The organism is Halomonas sp. ISL-56 (genome assembly GCF_018612805.1).
Taxonomy (GTDB): domain Bacteria; phylum Pseudomonadota; class Gammaproteobacteria; order Pseudomonadales; family Halomonadaceae; genus Vreelandella.
Window position 1 is genome coordinate 1 of sequence record NZ_JAGGRO010000026.1, and the last position, 19002, is coordinate 19002.

Below are 19002 nucleotides of genomic sequence, written 5' to 3' on the forward strand. Positions count from 1 at the left end.
CGGTAAGGTGATCGTCGTTATGGATCTCGCTCAAGCGGTTGCGATGCAGCTTGAGGTGGCTGTCCCGGCGGATCTCCTCGGTGCGGTCGTTAAGTGTTAGCAACTCCAGGTCTTTCTGGGCATGCAGCCAGATCTGCTCTTCACCGGTGGCGTCTTCAAAACGCAGTTCGTTAAAGCCGACGGACTTATGGCTCTGGGTGCGGATCACCGTGCGGGTCTTGTGTTCCGGTAGCGGGTAGGGCGGAGTATTTACCGCGTGGTAGGTACGCCCGGTAATTAGCGGCTGATCCGGGTCAGCCTCCAAATGTGAGATTATAACCTCATGGCCGATCCGCGGGATCGCCATGCTGCCGTAGCCACCGCCTGCCCAGCCCTGGGCCACTCGCACCCAACAGCTGGCGGTCTCGTTGGGTTCGGCGTAGCGATCCCAGGGAAATTGCACCTTGACCCGGCCGTGTTCATCGCAGTAGATCTCTTCGCCTTCCGGCCCGACCACAAAGGCCACCTGGGGGCCATCGACGCGCGGCTTAGGATTAGGCACCGGGCGGAAGGTCTGCTCCCTGGGCATGATGACCAGCTCGTTATGGTAGCGGGTCATCTGCTCGTCTGACGCATCCGACAGTGCCCCACGACGCAGAGCCCCATTGCCACCCCGCGCCATACCGTCCTCTTCCAGGGCCTGAGGCTGTTCGCCGTGGTGCACTACAGAGACCACCTGCCACGCCTGGTTGAGGCTATCGATATCGTGGTCGGTGAGGGTAAAACAAATGCCGGGGGCGAGTTCAGGCAGGTCGCTTTCCGCTTCGGCGGTGAGGGCGTCGGCACGCAGGGATTCTAAGCGGTGGCGGGTAAAGGGCTTGCCGGAGGCATCCTTTTTATAACGCCCAGGGTAATCGAAGTGTTCGTAATCCTCTCGCTGGGCATGCTCCCCCAATCCTGGCGCGAGGTGCTCGTGGATCTGCGCGTAGGGCGGGTTCTTAAAGGTGTAGTCTTTAAGCATCGCCGAGGCAGGACGCACCCGGCTGGCCTGACGCAATTTGCGTATATGGCGTCGGGGCGGGGTACCCCCGGCGCGACCGTGGTAGGTGCGCTCGCCCACACTGGGCAATACCACCGTGGCGTCGGCAAACACCAGCGAGTGTTTACCGCCCTCGGCATTTTCAAACTCATGGAAATAGAAACAGCCCTCTTCAGCGGCCACGCGCTCGATAAAGGCCAGATCAGTCTCCCGGTACTGCACCAAATACTCGCGATCCAGGGGCGTGCGGGTGGTGGCAAAGCCGATGTCGGTGAGGCTGCGCTCGCTGGCTAAGGTGGTGATGGCATCGTACGGCGAGGTGTCTTGAAAGATGCGCGAGTTGTAGCGCAGCGATAGGCGCCACAGGGCCGGGCGAATCTCGACCCGATAAAAGCTGCGCCGATGGCCGCGATCGCCTCGATGCAGCTCTGTTATCACCCCATGCACACGGCGCAGCGGCTCGCCGTCCTGCCAAATGGACAGGGTGGCTTCCTGATCCAAACAGTCGCTGGGCGACAGGGTATGGGTGCGGCTGGCAAAGTCCACGGAGAGGGTAAACGGCTCAGAGAGGGCTTCACGATGGGTAAAGCGCACGACGGCGGTGTCATCGGCCCCGGGTAGAGTCAGGGTAAATTGCAGGCCCGTTTTATCCGCCATCGCTCCGCTCCTTGAATCGTTATCTGCTAAATGAGAAACGATTAGGATAGCGAGCGGGGGCCAGAGAGCAAGGCCTGGAGGTCAAGTGACAGAGATCTCTTACACGCGTAAGAGATCTCTTACAAAACTTTAATCCATGGCTTACAAGAAGGCGGCTTGTGTAAGCAACGGATGTGCTAAGTGCTGTGAATAAAAGCGCGTATTACAGGCTAAAGTGAGGGCTGATGCTCATCGGGTGCAGATGTTGAACTTGGCGATACGTTGACCAACCGATTTGCCGCTTCGCCCAGCGGGGCCAGTTGCTCGGTAATAAGGCGCAGCTGGCTCTGGATAGGGCGGTAGAGGGTAACCGCTTGTTCGTCTGCTGCGGCACTCTGCCCTTCTAACTGGCTTAACAGTTCGGCGACTTGATCCGTTAGTGCCTCAACCGGCTGGCGCTGGCGTAATCGTTCCGCAATCTGGCCCAACAGCTCACCAATGCGTTTTGCTACCGGCACCAGTGTGGCGTCGTCTTCATCGTCTGCCAGCTGGTGGCGGTGTGCGCCAAGGGCGGAGAGGTGGCTAAGCAGGGTGTTGGAAAGCACCAGAAAGCGCAGGCCGTTGTCCGCATCCTGTTTGCGGTAATGCCCTGGTTCGTGGAGCATATTAGTGAGCAGGGTGGAGAGTGCGGCGTCGGCGTTATGGGCATTGCGCCGCGCTAGGCGATAGGCCAGGTCATCCTGCTTGCCCTCTTCGTACTGGTGGATGATCTCCTCCAGGTAGCGGCGATGGTTGTTTAGCGCGTTGGCAGCCTCGCGATAAAGCCTGCGGCCCTGCCAATCGGGGAGAATAAAGAACACTGCTAACCCCGCAATCAGCGAGCCAAGCAGGGTATCGAGTAGGCGCGGCAAGATTAGGTTATAGCCGTCGCCCACCTGATTGAAGCTGCACAGCACAAGCAGGGTGATGGACGCAGTGGCGATCACATAGTGTTTTTCACGGTTAGCGAAAAACGAAACCCCAGCGGCCACGGCGATGATACTTTGCACAAGCGGATGCGGAAAGAGACTGATCGATGCCCAGCCCACCACCAGGCCTAATACCGTGCCGATAATCCGCTGTGACAAAAATCGTCGCGTGGTCGCAAAGTTGGGCCGACAGACAAACAGCGTGGTAAGCAGAATCCAAAAACCCTGCGCCGGGTCGATCCACTGCATGATCCCGTAGCCGGTCATTAGCGCGATGGAGAGCCGCACCGCGTGACGAAAGGTGGGCGAGCCAAGGGTAAAATTCAAGCGCACCCGCTTCCATGCTTCCAGCAAGCTCGACGGCGAGCGATCAAACAGCGAACTGTCGCGCCGCTCATCGCTGACGCCAGGATTGTGGGCGCTGGCGAGCTGGTTTTCCAGAGTGGCGAGGTTGTCAGCCAGGGCACTTAGGGGGTACAGCAGCGGGCGCCACTCGGGCCTGCCCCGGTCGCGCAAGTTCTCAATGGAAGCGTGTAAGTCAGCCAGCGCCTCTTCACTCTGCTGGTGATCAAACGGCCTATTGAGTAGCAGCGATTTGGCCAACTGGCGGCATGAGCGACCCTGCTGATCCAGCAGCCGCTGACAGCGAAACAGCACATCGTGGTGGAAGAATGCTTTGCTGAGCGCGCTGTAGGGGTAGTGGGTGGAACTGGCGCGTTCGTGAATATCCTGGGCGATAAAGTAGATACGCAGGTAGCGGTTGAGTTTTTGGTCGCCGCGCTGGCCCTCTAAGCGTCTGAAAATCATCTCTTTAGCTTGGTTGAGCGCATCGACGACTTTGCCGTTCTGGCGCGCCAGGGCCACCCGGCGGGCTTCTACATCCACACCGCGTACCGGTTCAAACAGCGCTGATTTGAGTATCAAAAACTCGCCCAGCGCTTTGTACACCCGCGCCATGCTCTGCTTGACCGGCTGGCGGGAGAACAGCGCACACCACACTACCGAAATTAACCCGTACCACACCGCACCCGCCAACAGCAGCAGTTGGCGTGTCGCCACGTCTTCATCGACCCCGCCGTGCTGCTCTATATTGATCATCGAGTAGATCGACAGTATCAGCGTGCCAGAGGCAATGGTGGCGTACCGCTGGCCGATGGCGCCGAGCATAATCAGGCTAAAGGTCGAAAGGCCCAGCCCGACTACAAACAGCCACGGCCAGGGAAACAGCCACTGGACAATAAATGATGCCGAGGTAAAACACACCAGCGTTACCAGCAGGGCTTGCAAGCGGCCTTGCCAGCTGTCGTCGGTTTCAGACAGCGCGCAGGCGATAATGCCAAGGAAAAGCGGAATCACTAGCGCTACATCGCTCATCACGCCGCTGAACAGCAGCGCTCCGCTGAACGCTATAAAAACGCGCAGGCTGTAGGCGAATTTATCCAGCGTCCAAAGGCGCCGTAGCGGCAAAGTAATGGGCATAGAGGCTCTTATTGGTGATTGTTAGACTTTAGTATAAAGGTGTGGGCGTTGGATGTCGCTACCTCAGCGATCAACGTTTAACCCACAGCGCTTAGTGTTCTAAAAAATAGCGCACTAAAACCCTATGATTGAAACACCAACCTTTCGATACTCGGAGTGACTCTAAAAAAAACAGGGAACTCCTATGGATCTCAAACTGCTGCTGGACTGGCGTCTTCACCTCTTGGTGATTGCGACGTCAATGTTTGCCGAGTGGATCGGCATTGTACGCATCCCTCTCGGGCCCGGAACACTGCTGTTACTACCGCTGCTCTACGCCTTTGTGATTGGCGTTTTGTTTAATCCCCACCTTTTTTCGGCCATGGGCAAGGTTATTCCCAAACCGGTCAGCAATGCCGCAGGGCCGATCATTCTGATCGCTATATTGCCGTTTATTGCCAAGTTTGGCTCCACCATTGGCCCAGCGATCGAGCAGATTATCGCCGCAGGCCCAGCGCTGATACTCCAGGAACTGGGTAATCTCGGCACCATGCTGATAGCGCTGCCCTTTGCGGTATTAGTGCTCAAAATGGGCCGGGAAGCGATTGGCGCTACCTACTCTATCGCCCGTGAACCCAATATTGCCATTATTTCAGACCGTTATGGACTCAGAAGCCCTGAAGGTATCGGCATTATGGGCGTTTACGTCGTGGGCACCATGTTCGGTACGCTCTACTTTGCCTTAATGGCGGGCTATATCGCCTCGCTGGATATTCTCGATATTCGTGCTCTGGCCATGGCCTGCGGGGTGGGCAGCGGCAGTATGGTGGCGGCGTGTTCGGCAGCCTTAGCCGAAGCGGTACCGGCTTCCAAAGATGAACTGCTCGCCTTCGCTGGGGCTAGCAACCTGCTTACCTACGCCACCGGCCTGTATATCTCGCTATTTATCGCGCTACCGGTCACCGAGTGGATGTACAAGCGCTTAAAAGGCTCACGTCAGGAGGTTAGCCATGAAAACTCATGAGAGCACGGTCGATCAGTTTGACGCTGAGGCGCTTAAAGAGCTACGCCCGGAAAACCAACTCGGTAAAACGGCTTTAGTTCTGGCAGCGGTGTGTATCGCTGCGTGGTTTAGCAATATCGTCAATGGCTCGCCGCTGCTAGACGCACTGCCCGGCATGCTGATTTTGTATGTGATGGTCATCATTGGCTTGGTGATCGGGCGTTTTTGCCCCTTTTATTTACCCAGCGTGGCCTGGGTGTCATTGATCAGCATTATTGCAACGCTGCCGTTCTTTCCTGGCAACGGCTGGATCATTGCGCGATTAGCCGAGGTGGATTTCCTGGCAGTGGTAACCCCCGTGTTGGCCTATGCAGGGCTAGCGCTTACCGGGCGTGAGTTTGCCATGTTCAAGCAAACCGGCTGGAAGCTGGTGATTGTTGCCCTGCTGGTCTTCACTGGTACCTTTATCGGCTCTGCCGTTGTCGCTCACGTAATGCTGTAAGGATAGGCCGATGACTACCCCCATTAATTTACCGGATAGCGCCGAACTTACCGCCTGGCGACGCGATTTTCACCAACACCCGGAAACCGCGTTTGAGGAGCACCGCACCAGTGCACGTATTGCCGCGCTGCTCAATGAGTGGGGCTTTGAGGTGACGACGGGGATTGCGGGTACGGGCGTGGTGGCGACCCTGGATGGTCGCTTGGGTGAAGGCAAAACCATCGGTCTGCGGGCCGATATCGACGCCCTGGATATTCGCGAAGAGACCCAGCTTGACTACGCCTCGCAAACCCCCGGCAAGATGCACGCCTGCGGCCACGATGGTCACACCACCATGCTGTTGGGCGCTGCCTGGGCGTTAAAGCAGCAGCCGGATTTCAAAGGCCGGGTAGTGTTCATCTTTCAGCCCGCCGAAGAGAACGCCGGCGGCGGACGGGTGATGGTCGAAGAGGGCCTGTTTGAACGCTTCCCCATGGATGCGGTGTACGGGCTGCACAACTGGCCCGGCCTGCCCGTCGGTGTCGCCGCAGTGCACGATACCGACGTCATGGCCGCTTTCGATATTTTTAGCCTGACGCTAACCGGCAAAGGCTGCCACGCGGCGATGCCCCACTTAGGGACTGATACGGTATTGGCGAGCTGCCAATTAATCAGCCAGCTGCAAGGGCTGGTGAGCCGCGAAACGCCGCCAGATAAATCGGCGGTGCTGAGTATTACCAGTATTAACGCGGGGGACACCTTCAACGTGATCCCCGAGCAGGTGGCGCTGCGTGGCACGCTGCGCTGTTTCGATATGGCGCATAAAGAGCATCTGGAAGAGCGCTTTAAACAGGCGATTGCTAGCCTAGCTGAGTTCCACGGCCTAACCGTTGAGCTGGATTACCAGCGCTGCTATCCCGCCACTATCAATACCCCGGAGCATGCCCAGCACTGCGCCACGGTACTGGAGAGCTTGCTGGGTAGCGAGCACGTGATTCGTAACCCACCGCCCAGCATGGCCTCTGAGGATTTCTCGTTCCTGCTTGTCGAACGCCCAGGTGCCTATATCTGGATGGGCAATGGCGAGGAGTCCGCTTCGCTACATAATCCGCGCTATGACTTCAACGATGCACTATTGCCGCTGGGCGCACGCTACTGGGTGGAGCTGGTAAGGGCACTGCTCGTCTAAATCGCCACCTTTGTCTCAACGATAAGCGTTATTCGCTCTCTGATGCCCACTGGGTAGGGGAGCGTCTACCCCGAATATGGCGTCTTCATACTTAGTAGGACGTTTAAGGAGCACTTACGATGTCTTCAACAACAGCATTATCGATCGTGGTCATTGGCCTCGGGCAGATGGGCGGGAATATGGCCCTCACCCTTCAAGCCGCAGGGTTTGCGGTAACTGGCAGCGATGTATTTGAACCAGCGCGATCACGTCTTGCTGCGCAAGGGCTAACCGTTGTGGCGCCCGATGCGCTACCCGCAAGCGATGTTTACCTGCTGTCGCTGCCGACTTCTGCCCATGTGCGCGAAGTGATCGAGCAATCTCCAGGCTTGCTCACGCTGGCGCCGAAAGGCAGCGTGATTGTTGATACCTCCACCAGTGACCCCGCCGTCAGCCGTGAACTGGCCGAAAAAGTAACCGCTGCGGGCCTTCTGTGGCTGGACGCGCCGGTCAGCGGGGGCCCGAAAGGGGCTGCCAGCGGCAAGCTTGGCATGCTGTTGGGCGGTGATGTCGCCACTGTTGAGCGAGTGTTGCCGATGCTGGAAGCGATGTCGGCCAAGCGCACCCATGTGGGTGGCCCGGGCAGCGGCCATGTGGTCAAGCTTGCCAATAATTACCTGTGTGCCGCGCACTTGCTAACCACCGCCGAAGCCGTGGCGATGGCAGCCAAAGCGGGCGTTGACCCCGCCGCCTGCTTGGCGGGCCTTAACAGTGGCTCGGGCCGCAGCGCGGTCAGTGAGGTGAACTTCCCCGAGTGGGTGCTGAGCGAGCGTTTCGATTCTGGCTTTACCACCGGCTTGATGCGTAAGGATTTACGTTTGGCCCGGGATGCCGCTGAGCAACTGGATATCCCCTCGCCGCTGTTACAAGCCGTGGTCGATGCCTGGCACGCGAACCCCGAACAACCAAGCGATAGCGATGACTTTAACCATATCACCACGCCGATATTAGCGCGTGCCAGCCAGGCGGAGGAGCAGTCATGAACGCACTTAGCCAACATGCTCAAGATCACCTTGCCACGCTGCTCGAAGGTTTTGGATTAACGGCCACCACGCTGTTGAGCAACTGGATTGATGGCGGTTTAGTGGCAGGAGAAGGGGAAGTGATCACCCTGACCAACCCGGCCACCGGCGAAACGCTGGTGAGCTATCGTGATGCGGGGGCCGCGCTGATTGATCGTGCCACCCAAGCCGCTGAGCGTGGTCAGCGTGAATGGATGGCGCTCACCGCCAGCGAGCGCGGACGGCGCATGAATGCCGCAATACGTGGCCTGGAGGGCCATGAAGAGTCGCTGGCGCAGTTGGAAAGTGTCGTTGCCGGTAAGCCAATTCGTGACTGCCGGGCCGAAGTCGGCAAAGTGCGCGAGATGTTCGAATACTATGCAGGCTGGTGCGATAAGCAGCATGGCGAAGTGATACCGGTACCCACCTCGCATCTTAACTATGTGCGCCACGTGCCTTATGGCGTGGTGGGGCAGATTACCCCCTGGAACGCACCGATGTTCACCTGCGCCTGGCAGTTGGCGCCAGCGATAGCAGCGGGCAATGGGGTGGTATTGAAGCCCTCCGAGCTTACGCCGTTCTCATCGGTGGTGATTGCCAAGCTACTTGAAAGTGGCGGGTTGCCGAAGGGGCTTATCAATATCGTTAACGGCCTGGGCAAAACGACGGGCGCGGCGCTCACCGATCACCCGATCATCAGCAAGCTGGTATTTGTCGGCTCGCCTCAAAGTGGTCGCCTGATTGCCGAGGCGGGGGCGCGTCGGTTGGTGCCCAGCGTGTTAGAGCTGGGGGGCAAGTCCGCCAATATTGTGTTTGCCGATGCCAAGTTGGATGAGGCCGTTGCGGGTGCCCAAGCCGCCATTTTTGCCGCCGCAGGCCAGAGCTGTGTGGCAGGGTCGCGCTTATTGATTGAGCGCTCGGTGTTTGAGCAGGTCACCACCCGTTTGGCGCGGGCAGCAGAACAAATTGCGGTGGGCCTGCCCAGCGATGAAGCAACGCGTATGGGCCCACTGCAGAATCGCCGTCAGTTTGAGCAGGTGACGCGAATGATCGACGCCGCCGTCGCTGCGGGTGCGCGGCTATTGACGGGTGGCAAGCGCCCGGCAGGGCTGCCAGATGAAGCCCAGGGCTACTTTATCGCCCCTACCTTGCTGGTCGATGTCACACCGGATATGGAGATCGCCCAGCAAGAAGTCTTTGGCCCGGTGCTGGTCGCCATGGCCTTTGACGATGAAAACCAGGCCGTTCAACTTGCCAATGAGACGCGGTTTGGCTTGGCGGGTGCGGTGTGGAGCCAGGATGTAGCGCGAGCCCACCGTGTTGCCGGGCAGCTGCGGGCGGGTACCGTGTGGATTAATAGCTATAAAGCGATTAGCGTGATGTCGCCGTTTGGAGGCTTTGGCGAGAGCGGCTTTGGCCGTTCCAGCGGCCTGGATGGCCTACGTGAATACACGGTGCCGCAAAGCGTATGGGTGGAAACCGCGCCAGAAGCCAGCGTCGCGTTTGGTTACGGTAGCGGTGTTGGTTGATCGCTTACCGGACTGGGCTCTCGGAAGGCCTGCATCCAGCGCTGCAAATGGCGTAGCAATAGTATGCAGGCCTTGGGCTGCTGGCGGCCCACGCGGGTGACCATGTGGGCATGGGAGCGCTGAAAGAGCGGATTATCTACCGGCCGCGCCACTAGCGTACCGACCTCTAAATCATGCGCAACGGCAAAGGCGGGTAGCAGCGTGATACCCATACCGCTGCGTACGTACTGTGCCAGTACCACCATGGAGTTAGTGTTCATGGCCAGACGTGGGGCGATCCGCGCCTGTTGAAATGCTTGATCGACCATCTGACGCACTCCGTGGCTAGCATCCCACATAGCCATGGGTTCAGCGCTAAGTTGCTCCAGAGAGAGCGGCGCAGGCTGGTTGGCCAAGGGGTGTTGCGGTGGCAGGATGGCCATTAATGGCTGGGGGCTAGATGCCCAAAAACGCAGTTGAGGATGGGTTCTTTCGTGGAACATTAAGCCGATATGGCTGTGGTCATCAACCACGGCTTCAATAATGCCCGAGGTACCGGCGATATGAATATCGAGCTGGATACCCGCATAAAGTTGGGTAAATTCGTGCAGCGGGGAAGCCACTAAATCGCTGACAAACCCTTCGCCTACGGTGAGCGATATTCTGCCAGTTTCCAGGCGTTGGTAGGATTCAAGCGAGGCAATAAAACCTTCATCGAGGGCACCGCGCCGTTCGCAGTACTCAAGCAGCATTTCACCTACCGGTGTAGGCGAAATGCCATCGCGCTGACGCTCCATCAGAGAGGCTCCCAAGGCTTCTTCCAGCAGCGCAATTTGCCTGCTAACTGCCGAGGGAGCAATGTCCAAGCGCGCCGCTGCGCGGCGCACTGAGCCAGACTCCAGGGTAACGCGGAAGTACACTAAGCGTTGATGAGGTATGTCCATCGATAGTGAGGCGCTACAAATACTTGAGTAGTTTTTGCAGCTTATTCATATCGGCGGAGTCCCCCACCAAACGCACGCTGCCGTTCATCATGCCGTCGAGAAAGGCCTGCTGGGTCGGCTTTTTGAGCACTTTCAAGGCGGTATCCTGATCACGGAAGCGTAGCTCAAGATCCAAGTCGACCGGCAGCCCTTTAGCAGTACTGACACTTTTCGGCGTCATCCGGTAGTGACGGGCAATGCTTAGATCTTCCGTGGCAATTCCCCAGTCCAGGCCGCGCATACGTTCTAACTGCTCACGAAAGCGCGGCTTGCGGCGCAGGGCGCGTTTGAGCAGTACGCCCAGCAGCCACAGCGTCAGCTTGAGCTTCATTAGGAAACGGCGTCCTTAAGTCCTTTGCCTGGCTTAAAGGCCACGTTTTTGCTGGCTGGAATTTGCAGCGGGGCGCCGGTTTGCGGGTTTTTACCGGTACGCGCTGCGCGCTCACGTACGGTGAAGGTGCCAAAACCAATCAGCGCGACATCTTCGCCCTTGGCACAACTGTTGGTGATCTCATCCAGAATGACGTTCAGCACTTGGCCTGCTTTATCTTTGGACAGGTCGGCACTTTCAGCGATGGCTGCAGCGAGTTCAGGTTTGCGCATAAGGAATCTCCCCTTTTGAATAGAAATCAAACATCAAACAAATGAATGTTGTTGGGTGCGTAGCCGATTAGGTTAGCTTCTCTAGCCTAGTCGTGAACGCGGCGAAAATCAGCCTAGCAGCGCAGGCGCTGCTCTGGAAAGCTCCACTTTCCTTCTCACGCAGCCGCCTGTCAACGCAAAACCAATCAAACGTCCGTCTTTATTTTCCGCCAAGGCACTGATATCACCGCCTTCACCTTCAATTCGCCAGCACTCAGGTGTGGTCGTAGGCGGGTAGGCAACCACTGGCAGCAGCGGTGTTTTAACCACCACCGGCCAAGCGCCAAAGCTAACCGGCGTGGGGGTGCCCGAAAGGGTTGCCGCCAGTGCCTTAGCACTGGCTTGCAGAGGCTGAACGTACATGGCATTAACGCCATCTACGCAGGCTGTATCCCCCAGGGCATAGATATTGGGATGCGAAGTCTGCAACTGACGATCAACCACTATGCCGCTAGGTAACACGTTTAAACCAGCGGCTTCGGCAAGCATTGTGCGGGGCGCGAGGCCGGTGGCCATCAACACGAGATCCGCGCCGACGGTGTCGCCGTTATCCAATTGCAGAACCGTGTTTTCATCGCTGCTGAGCGCTATGGAATGAAGTGAGCGGTCAAGGTGAAGATGGATACCCGCTTCGCTAAAGGCATCGCCCAGAGCGTTCCCTAGGGGCGGTGGCAGCAAGCGAGGAAGCAGGGATCTCTCGGGGGCGACAATGCTGACTTGATGACCGCCAGCGTAAAGGTCGTTGGCAAATTCACAGCCAACCAGCCCCGCGCCAACAATTGCTACCCGTGCAGGGCCATTACCCAGCGCGGTATGAAAGCGGCGGTAGTCGTCTAGGTCATTGATAGTAAAACAGCTAGGGGCCACGCTGGAGGCAATGTTGAAGGGCACCCGTGGCGCAGCGCCGGTGGCTAATACCAGCGTGTCATAGCCAATCCTCTGACCTTCTTTGAGGAGCACGAATTGGTTATCCACATCCAGTGCGCTTACCTGGGTGTGGATAAACATCTTGGCGTTGAGCTCATCGCCAAGTTCCGCTGCGCTGCGCTGGGCTAATTGATTGGGCTTCAGGCCCTTGGCGAAGCCGGTGGAAAGCAATGGCTTGCTGTAGTCATCGCCGCTGTCGGCGCTGACCAGCGTGATTGAGCGTTGGTCGCCCAGGCGACGCAAGGCACGAGCAAGGCCAACCCCTGCCATCCCGGTGCCAATAATTACCAGTGCAGCGTGTGTAGACGTTTTATGTGTTTGGGTGGCGGGCATGCAGATACCAACATAGTAGTTAAGACATAGTTGTTAAGGCATAGCTGTTAAGACATAGCTGTTGAAATGTGGTTGTTAAAACAGAGTCGTTAAAACAAAGTTGTTAAGACAGAGTCGTTAAAAAGGTCGCTGAAACAAAAGCCTGTTAGTACCCCATGTTACACTAGCCGCCTCGTTTATTGCCCTGGAGAACTCGGTGACGCCTGCTGCTTTTCGGCAAATTCCGCTATTTTCGCGCTGGCGCCCCATTGATGCGGCACGCCCAGCGATGAGCCCTACCTGGTGGCAGTGGGTTGCCTCCACCGACTCGTTGACCGCCCGCTTAATCGCTGCGGGTGGAGACAAGCCGTTTCGCGTACGGCTGCTACGCCAGGGGGTCGGTTGGCCGCGGCAGGATGAGGCTAAGGCGCTGGGCATTGGTGCTAAGCGATACGCCTGGCTGCGCGAAGTGGCGCTGTGCTTGGATGAGACCCCCTGGGTGGTGGCACGCTCGGTCGCCCCGCTCACGCAGCTAAAGGGTCAGCGCTTGGAGCGTCTGGGCGAACGCTCCCTAGGCAGTTGGTTATTTCGTCAGCCAGGCGTAATCCGCGGGCCATTAGAAGCGACGAGGCAAGCGCCCACTTTTGCTAGCGTGAGCGGTATTCAGGGAGATGCTACCTGGGGCCGTCGCTCTGTGTTTTATCACGGCTGTCAGCACGGCGGTCTGTCGTTATTAGTTCAAGAGTATTTTTTGGGTGCGATGGCTGATGATCTTGGCCTGCCTTCGCGCTAGGCTAGCGCCTGCATCTTATTCTTGGTGAGGTAAGCATGGATCGTTCATTGTTGCGGCCGAAGGGGTGGGCTCGCGTGGCAGATTTCTTACAGCTGATGCGTTTGAATCGGCCGATAGGCACATGGCTGTTGATGTGGCCGACGCTGTGGGCTCTTTGGGTCGCTGCGGAAGGTGTACCCGGGCGAAATGTGCTGCTGATTTTTGTGGCAGGTGTTTACGTGATGCGTGCCGCGGGCTGCGTGGTCAACGATTATGCTGATCGTCACTTTGACGGCCATGTAAAACGTACCAAAAACCGTCCATTAGCTACGGGCCGGATCAGCGAAACCGAAGCCCAGTTGCTGTTTATCGCCCTGGTGGCCGCGGCGTTTATTCTGGTATTACTGACCAACTGGTTTACGGTGCTGCTCTCGCTAGGCGGGGTGCTGCTGGCAATTATTTATCCGTTTATGAAGCGCTATACCCATTTTCCTCAGGTAGTGCTGGGGGCGGCGTTTTCCTGGGCGATTCCGATGGCCTTTGGTGGGGTGCTTGGCTACGTGCCACTGGAAGCATGGCTACTATTCTGCGCCAACGTGCTGTGGACAGTGGCCTACGATACCCAGTACGCCATGGTCGATCGCGACGATGATTTAAAAATTGGCATTAAATCGACGGCGGTGCTGTTTGGAAATGCCGATCGTTTGATTATCGGCCTACTCCAGCTAGCCACCCTGGGGTTGTTGGCATGGGTAGGTTGGCGGGTCGGTTTAGGTGGATTCTTCTGGTTAGGGCTTGCGGCAATGGCGGCGACTTTCCTGCATCAGCAGCGCTTAATTCGCTATCAGGAGCGAGATGCCTGCTTTCAGGCGTTTCTCAATAATCACTGGTCGGGGCTACTGATTTTTGCCGGTATCGCGCTAAGTTGGTGGCCTGCGGCGGGCTAATTTTTTTGAATGTCATATAATTGTCATCAAGCCATGGTGTTATCGTCATTGAGCTGTTTTTCTTTGAGCTAGCTTGCTTTGCGCTAGTTCTCTTTGAGCTATTCTTTGAACACCGTGAGGCTCTGGTATGACCGCCAAGACCGTTCTGATTGTCGATGATGAAGCGTCGATTCGCGAGATGATCGCGGTAGCGCTGGAAATGGCTGACTATCGCGTGCTCGAAGCGGATAACGCCCAGGATGCTCATGCCATGGTGGTCGACCACCAACCCGACCTACTGCTACTGGACTGGATGATGCCCGGCACTAGCGGGATTGAGCTGGCTAGACGCTTAAAGCGTGAAGAAACTACCGCTGAGATTCCCATTATTATGCTCACCGCCAAAGGCGAAGAGGATAATAAGATTCAAGGGCTTGAAGCCGGTGCCGATGACTATATCACCAAGCCTTTTTCGCCCCGGGAATTGGTGGCACGGCTAAAAGCGGTGCTGCGTCGTGCCACGCCGCGTGGCGTTGAAGACCCGATAGAGATTAACGGCCTGCTACTTGATCCGGTAAGCCATCGGGTAAGCGCTCACGGTAAAGCGCTGGAAATGGGGCCTACCGAGTACCGTTTGCTGCAGTTTTTTATGACCCATCAAGAGCGCGCTTACACGCGCAGCCAACTGCTTGACCAAGTGTGGGGCGGCAACGTCTACGTCGAAGAACGCACGGTCGATGTGCATATTCGCCGCTTGCGCAAAGCGCTGGGCGACGTGCATCAAAACCTGATTCAAACGGTTCGGGGTACCGGTTACCGTTTCTCTGCACGGGTGTAAATGTGCGTTTATGGAGTCGTGAGCTGTGGCGAATAGCGTGGCTGGCCACGCTGGGTACTTGCTTAGGTTGGCTATTGGGCTCGGCTGGGCTAGGACTTTCGGCAGGGCTTGCGGTATGTCTGTTTTACCATTTACGACAGCTGCGCGAGCTCTATAAGTGGCTCACTTTTCACCCTCACGATGAGCCTCCTGCTGCCCGCGGAATGTGGGGCGAGCTATTTGATCGTTTGTACCGCTATCAAAAAAGTCAGCGAATTACCCAAAGCCGCCTGCGCGCTACCTTGGCGCGTATTCAAGAGTCGTCTGAAGCGATGCGCGACAGCGTGGTCATGCTTGACCGTCACGGTGACCTGGAGTGGTGGAACAGCGCCGCCACCGCCATGCTGGGGCTGCAAACCGCCCATGACCGTGGCCAGCACATTACCAACCTGCTTCGCGAACCAAGCTTTATCAGTTACTTTAATGCGCGTAATTACAGTGAGCCGTTAACGCTAACCTCACCGATTGATGAACGGCGAATACTGCAGTATCAAATTACCCTGTACGGTGACGACGAGCGCTTGGTCATGGCCAGGGATATTACCCGTTTGCATCGCCTTGAGCAGATGCGGCGCGACTTTGTTGCCAACGTCTCCCACGAGCTACGTACCCCTCTGACCGTTCTTTCAGGCTATCTGGAAACCTACAGCGACATTGCCGATCAACTGCCGCCGCGTTTAGGCCGTAGTATTCAGCAAATGCAGGAACAAACCCAGCGGATGCAGAATTTGGTCAATGATTTATTGCTGCTCTCGCGCCTAGAGATTGATCAGGGCGGTAAAGATCATCACCCGCTGCTACTTGGGCCTTTACTGAACAGCGTTTGCGAGGACGCGCTTGCTCTCTCGCATCAGCGGCATACCATCACCGTGGCGCTTGAGAGTGATGCGCGGTTGTTAGGTAGCGAACAGGAAATTCGTAGTGCTGTTTCAAATCTTGCCTTTAATGCGGTTCGTTACACGCCTGCAGGCAGCCAAATCACACTACGCTGGAAAGCTAGCGCCAATGGCGGTGGCTATATAGATGTTGAAGACAATGGCGAAGGGATTGATCCCGTGCATATTCCCCGCTTAACCGAACGCTTTTATCGTGTAGATAAAGGGCGCAGCACGGCGACCGGTGGCACAGGTTTAGGCTTGGCGATCGTTAAGCACGTGCTGTTACGCCACGATGCGCAACTACATATAGAGTCCCTTCCCGGCAAAGGCGCACTGTTCCGCTGTACCTTCCCCCCCTCGCGGTTGGTTTAATCCAGCAAGGCGCCCTGCACAATATTTGTAGAAGTGTTCAATATTGACATGTAAGGCTGGTGAAACTTACTCATGTGCCATTTTTACACAGGAAAAAGCGTGGGTAATGGCTCATAATTGGCCGTTATGCAATGTTTAATTTTAAATAAAATATTGATTTATATGATTTAAATTTCACATTTCGGTTTTTTGGCATGACTGCTGCAGCATACTAGTTAAGAAAGATGACCGCAGGAATTGCTGGCTACTTGTTAGCCTTTCTTTCTTAACCCAGCGGTAACAAACAGCGATCAGAGGTGGAATATGATGTCCAAGGATTTTCTCAAGAAAGCTGGCATTTTAGGTGTTTCTTTTGGCCTGATGGCAAGCCCATTAGCCTTTGCACAAACAGATGAAAACACCGCGATTGATGACAACCAAGGTATCACGGCTGACGAGCAGCCAATGGATCCCCAAGGAACCGGTAGCTCAAACGGTAGCGATACAGATATGACTAATGATTTAACCCATGACGAAGGCGATGGTGTCAGCGACATGGAACCTCAATCAAGCAGTCACTCAGATGACGCTGAGTATGATGCAGATGAACTGGTTGAAGAAAATAGCGGTAGCTAATTATTGATGTTTTTTAGATATCACTGAATGCTTTTTCATAGGATGAAAAAGCGATTAACAGGATGTTATACAGGCAAGGATGCCTTTCGGATTCAAGGACGAATCATTAGGAAATCAAAACGTTAGTCAGGGTAAATTCCAAGGTTGGAGTCCCGCACAAGGAGTGGAAGCTAGCGTTAGTCATTACCTATCATCAATTCTGATATCGGGCCTCGCATTGCGAGGCCTAATTTTTTGTCGTCTGCTTTTTTTTGCTCCTCGCTCGCCTTTGCTGCCACTCCCTTCTAGTGTTTTTTTCATTTTCCTTTCAATTTCGCCATAGCGACCATTCGCAATTGTGCCTGGGGTAGTGCCTGGATTGCTTTACTAAGTGTGTCATAAAGACACAGACTATTTTGCGCATGTGTCATTACTGCACATGTAATTAGCGTGCTTTTGTTTTTAGTGGCGTATTATTGCGCACAACATATATATATTAAGCATTTGATTTTAATGGATTTATTATTTTATTGGTGATATTGGCACAGCGTGTGCAATATCGGGGTAGTGAAGCTAAACGCAGTGAGATGCTTGCCACAGTGCTCCTCTCACTTCACTTCAGCGGTCTCAAACAGTCACCAGGAGTAAATAGTATGTTTAACGCATTTGTTAAAAAAGCAGCCGTGGTAGGTCTTTCATTTGGTTTGCTGGCAAGCCCGCTAGCTTTTGCCCATATCTCCATCGATGCTAATCAAGACTTCACGGTTGATGACGAGCCCATCCAGGCGCAGTCTCATCACACATCCGGCCAAGCGGATTTTAGCCCATCTGATTTGATGTACGACGAAGGCGATCGCCCTAATGTCATTAAGGCAGAGTCTCATCGCACTAGTGCTCAGGCAGAATACACCGCAAAAGACTTAACGCACGATGAAGGTGATGGAAACGTTTGGTAACAAAAGTTTGCAATTCTGAAGAAATACATTACGATTAGGGTGTGAGCTAAAAACGCAAAAGCGTGTCACATCGATAGGGATGCGCATCGATTCATGGAATGAATCACACGACAATCAGAGCGCTGGTCAGGGTTAAATTCCAAGGTTGGAATCCCGCAAAAGGAGAGGAAGCTGGCGCTAGTCATTGTCAACGTATTGTGTCCTTAGACCCTGCTGATGCGGGGTCTGATTTTTTGGGTGCTCAGCGCTCTCTTCGCTATCCTCTTCTTCGTTTCAAGTATTGTTTTCAAGTACGGTTTTCACCGACTGTTTTGGAATGGCGTTATTGAATCCTTTTCTTTATCGCGTTGCCTCAGTCTGCTCGTGTGGATGTCCTTAGCCACTTTTTGTATAGATATAATCGCTCATGTGTAATTATTGCACAATTTTTTTGGACAAAATAAACCTGTGTCAGTTTTTTTGGCGCACAATATTTTATCTATAAGAATTTGATTTTATTGTATTTTTTATTTAATAATGGTTTTTGGCATATGGTATGCTTAATTAAGAGAGCAATAGCCGTTCTTATTACCATTGAACGGTATACAGCAATAATGAGGAGAACGTCATGTTATTGAAAGAAATGGGCAAAAAAGGCGCTATCGTAGCTATCGCTTTTGGTCTAATCGCGAGCCCGCTGGCAATGGCGAACTCATCAATTGAATTGAACAAAGATCGTTCCGCTGGTCAGAATGTGATCGATAAACCTACGTCGCATACAACGTCGAATGCAGATAATGCTTCTGCTCATCAATTGAACCGCGATGAAAGCGATAGTTTAGATTTTTCGCCATCAAGCAGCTCTTCTGATATTGGGGAAAGGAAGCACCGCAGTGACAATATCCGCCCCGAAGATTTGACCCGGGATGAAGGCGATAGCACCGACTGGTAAATAACAGAATAAGTGTAACTGCTAATGTAAACGTAACTCGCAAAAAACCCCGCTTTTGAACTGACCCCAAAAACTTGGACAGTAAAACACTAAGCGGACAAGGCCTGAGCTCGGTACTGCACCGGGCTCAGGCCTTTTAGTTTGGACTTGATGCGCTCGTGGTTATAGTAATGGATGTAGTGTCGGATGCCCGCCTGTAATTGCTCAATGGTGTCAAAGCTGTTCAGGTAAAAATATTCTGACTTCAGCGTTCCAAAGAAGCTCTCCATCGCTGCATTATCTAGACAATTCCCCTTGCGTGACATGCTCTGGGTCACGCCCTGCTCGGCGAGCTTGCGCCTGTAAGCGGGCATCTGATATTGCCAGCCTTGATCGGAATGCAGTAGCGGCGCGTCTTGATCGGCCAGCTTGGCCAAGGCTTTTTTCAGCATTCCCCCGACTAACGAGAACGCCGGCCGTTTCTGCATTGAGTAGGACACGATTTCCCCATTGTAGAGATCCATCACGGGCGACAGGTAGAGCTTTTCGCCT

Annotated in this window: 19 protein-coding genes; 12 read left to right on the forward strand and 7 right to left on the reverse strand. The window is 55.1% G+C overall.

Annotated features, from left to right (window positions below; translation table 11 throughout):
• Together tssI and yccS are read right to left on the reverse strand one after the other, a co-directional pair.
• Positions 1-1675: type VI secretion system tip protein TssI/VgrG (gene tssI / locus J7J49_RS20165; protein WP_215095221.1), on the reverse strand; the 1675-nt coding region annotated here is incomplete at its 3' end.
• A 209-nt stretch (positions 1676-1884) separates the two neighbouring features.
• On the reverse strand, positions 1885-4101 hold the full coding sequence (yccS, locus tag J7J49_RS20170; RefSeq protein ID WP_215095222.1) for a YccS family putative transporter: 2217 nt from the start codon (positions 4099-4101) through the stop codon (positions 1885-1887).
• A 184-nt stretch (positions 4102-4285) separates the two neighbouring features.
• On the opposite strand from yccS, the gene J7J49_RS20175 reads away from it, so the two are divergent.
• The 5 genes from J7J49_RS20175 (at position 4286) to J7J49_RS20195 (ending at position 9322) form a co-directional block, all read left to right on the forward strand.
• Complete coding sequence (locus J7J49_RS20175; protein WP_064232359.1) at positions 4286-5104, forward strand: DUF3100 domain-containing protein; 819 nt, start codon at positions 4286-4288, stop codon at positions 5102-5104.
• Positions 5091-5585 carry a hypothetical protein gene (locus J7J49_RS20180; protein ID WP_081899118.1) on the forward strand — a complete coding sequence of 165 codons (495 nt, stop codon included), beginning with the start codon at positions 5091-5093 and terminating at the stop codon, positions 5583-5585. Before J7J49_RS20175 ends, J7J49_RS20180 begins: the two co-directional genes overlap by 14 nt.
• A gap of 10 nt (positions 5586-5595) precedes the next feature.
• The gene (locus tag J7J49_RS20185) at positions 5596-6753 is read left to right on the forward strand and encodes a M20 aminoacylase family protein (RefSeq protein WP_215095223.1); all 1158 of its coding nucleotides are present in this window, start codon (positions 5596-5598) and stop codon (positions 6751-6753) included.
• 119 nt (positions 6754-6872) lie between these two features.
• Positions 6873-7775 (forward strand): NAD(P)-dependent oxidoreductase, encoded by a 903-nt coding sequence (locus J7J49_RS20190; RefSeq protein WP_215095224.1) that lies wholly within the window; start codon positions 6873-6875, stop codon positions 7773-7775.
• Positions 7772-9322 carry an aldehyde dehydrogenase family protein gene (locus J7J49_RS20195; RefSeq protein ID WP_215095226.1) on the forward strand — a complete coding sequence of 517 codons (1551 nt, stop codon included), beginning with the start codon at positions 7772-7774 and terminating at the stop codon, positions 9320-9322. The genes J7J49_RS20190 and J7J49_RS20195 overlap by 4 nt, the downstream gene beginning before the upstream one ends.
• Here the strand turns inward: J7J49_RS20195 and J7J49_RS20200 are convergent.
• From J7J49_RS20200 to J7J49_RS20215, 4 genes are all read right to left on the reverse strand, one after another.
• On the reverse strand, positions 9301-10245 hold the full coding sequence (locus J7J49_RS20200) for a LysR family transcriptional regulator (RefSeq protein WP_215095228.1): 945 nt from the start codon (positions 10243-10245) through the stop codon (positions 9301-9303). The two genes, J7J49_RS20195 and J7J49_RS20200, sit on opposite strands and share 22 nt — an antisense overlap.
• 13 nt (positions 10246-10258) lie before the next feature.
• Positions 10259-10615 (reverse strand): hypothetical protein, encoded by a 357-nt coding sequence (locus J7J49_RS20205; protein ID WP_064232354.1) that lies wholly within the window; start codon positions 10613-10615, stop codon positions 10259-10261.
• On the reverse strand, positions 10615-10887 hold the full coding sequence (locus tag J7J49_RS20210) for an HU family DNA-binding protein (protein ID WP_064232353.1): 273 nt from the start codon (positions 10885-10887) through the stop codon (positions 10615-10617). The genes J7J49_RS20205 and J7J49_RS20210 overlap by 1 nt, the downstream gene beginning before the upstream one ends.
• Before the next feature lie 108 nt (positions 10888-10995).
• Positions 10996-12186, reverse strand: coding sequence for an NAD(P)/FAD-dependent oxidoreductase (locus J7J49_RS20215; protein ID WP_215095230.1), 1191 nt, complete (start codon positions 12184-12186; stop codon positions 10996-10998).
• Between the two features lie 196 nt (positions 12187-12382).
• Between J7J49_RS20215 and J7J49_RS20220 the strand changes: the two genes are divergently transcribed.
• The 7 genes from J7J49_RS20220 to J7J49_RS20250 all read left to right on the forward strand — a co-directional run bounded on the left by J7J49_RS20220 (position 12383) and on the right by J7J49_RS20250 (position 18471).
• On the forward strand, positions 12383-12958 hold the full coding sequence (locus tag J7J49_RS20220) for a chorismate--pyruvate lyase family protein (RefSeq protein ID WP_064232351.1): 576 nt from the start codon (positions 12383-12385) through the stop codon (positions 12956-12958).
• 35 nt (positions 12959-12993) lie between these two features.
• Entirely contained in the window at positions 12994-13884 is an 891-nt protein-coding gene (gene ubiA, locus J7J49_RS20225) for a 4-hydroxybenzoate octaprenyltransferase (RefSeq protein ID WP_064232350.1), read from the forward strand.
• A 127-nt stretch (positions 13885-14011) separates the two neighbouring features.
• Positions 14012-14701 (forward strand): phosphate regulon transcriptional regulator PhoB, encoded by a 690-nt coding sequence (gene phoB, locus J7J49_RS20230; protein WP_009286297.1) that lies wholly within the window; start codon positions 14012-14014, stop codon positions 14699-14701.
• 2 nt (positions 14702-14703) lie between these two features.
• A complete protein-coding gene (gene phoR / locus J7J49_RS20235; RefSeq protein ID WP_215095232.1) occupies positions 14704-15990 on the forward strand; it encodes a phosphate regulon sensor histidine kinase PhoR in 1287 nt (428 codons plus the stop codon).
• A gap of 303 nt (positions 15991-16293) precedes the next feature.
• Entirely contained in the window at positions 16294-16605 is a 312-nt protein-coding gene (locus J7J49_RS20240) for a hypothetical protein (RefSeq protein WP_064232348.1), read from the forward strand.
• Between the two features lie 632 nt (positions 16606-17237).
• Positions 17238-17540, forward strand: coding sequence for a hypothetical protein (locus J7J49_RS20245; protein WP_064232347.1), 303 nt, complete (start codon positions 17238-17240; stop codon positions 17538-17540).
• A 607-nt stretch (positions 17541-18147) separates the two neighbouring features.
• Positions 18148-18471, forward strand: coding sequence for a hypothetical protein (locus J7J49_RS20250; protein ID WP_064232346.1), 324 nt, complete (start codon positions 18148-18150; stop codon positions 18469-18471).
• A gap of 89 nt (positions 18472-18560) precedes the next feature.
• On the opposite strand, the gene J7J49_RS20255 is transcribed toward J7J49_RS20250, so the two are convergent.
• On the reverse strand, positions 18561-19002 hold a 442-nt coding region (locus J7J49_RS20255), incomplete at its 5' end, for an IS3 family transposase (protein WP_215095234.1).

Bases quoted from the DNA above. Each gene is read 5' to 3' on its own strand.
- J7J49_RS20210 (WP_064232353.1), bottom strand. From the start codon at position 10,887: ATGCGCAAACCTGAACTCGCTGCAGCCATCGCTGAAAGTGCCGACCTG.
- ubiA (WP_064232350.1), top strand. From the start codon at position 12,994: ATGGATCGTTCATTGTTGCGGCCGAAGGGGTGGGCTCGCGTGGCAGAT.
- J7J49_RS20200 (WP_215095228.1), bottom strand. From the start codon at position 10,245: ATGGACATACCTCATCAACGCTTAGTGTACTTCCGCGTTACCCTGGAG.
- J7J49_RS20245 (WP_064232347.1), top strand. From the start codon at position 17,238: ATGTTTAACGCATTTGTTAAAAAAGCAGCCGTGGTAGGTCTTTCATTT.
- J7J49_RS20195 (WP_215095226.1), top strand. From the start codon at position 7,772: ATGAACGCACTTAGCCAACATGCTCAAGATCACCTTGCCACGCTGCTC.
- J7J49_RS20185 (WP_215095223.1), top strand. From the start codon at position 5,596: ATGACTACCCCCATTAATTTACCGGATAGCGCCGAACTTACCGCCTGG.
- J7J49_RS20180 (WP_081899118.1), top strand. From the start codon at position 5,091: ATGAAAACTCATGAGAGCACGGTCGATCAGTTTGACGCTGAGGCGCTT.
- phoB (WP_009286297.1), top strand. From the start codon at position 14,012: ATGACCGCCAAGACCGTTCTGATTGTCGATGATGAAGCGTCGATTCGC.
- J7J49_RS20205 (WP_064232354.1), bottom strand. From the start codon at position 10,615: ATGAAGCTCAAGCTGACGCTGTGGCTGCTGGGCGTACTGCTCAAACGC.
- J7J49_RS20215 (WP_215095230.1), bottom strand. From the start codon at position 12,186: ATGCCCGCCACCCAAACACATAAAACGTCTACACACGCTGCACTGGTA.
- J7J49_RS20240 (WP_064232348.1), top strand. From the start codon at position 16,294: ATGATGTCCAAGGATTTTCTCAAGAAAGCTGGCATTTTAGGTGTTTCT.
- yccS (WP_215095222.1), bottom strand. From the start codon at position 4,101: ATGCCCATTACTTTGCCGCTACGGCGCCTTTGGACGCTGGATAAATTC.
- J7J49_RS20175 (WP_064232359.1), top strand. From the start codon at position 4,286: ATGGATCTCAAACTGCTGCTGGACTGGCGTCTTCACCTCTTGGTGATT.
- J7J49_RS20190 (WP_215095224.1), top strand. From the start codon at position 6,873: ATGTCTTCAACAACAGCATTATCGATCGTGGTCATTGGCCTCGGGCAG.
- J7J49_RS20250 (WP_064232346.1), top strand. From the start codon at position 18,148: ATGTTATTGAAAGAAATGGGCAAAAAAGGCGCTATCGTAGCTATCGCT.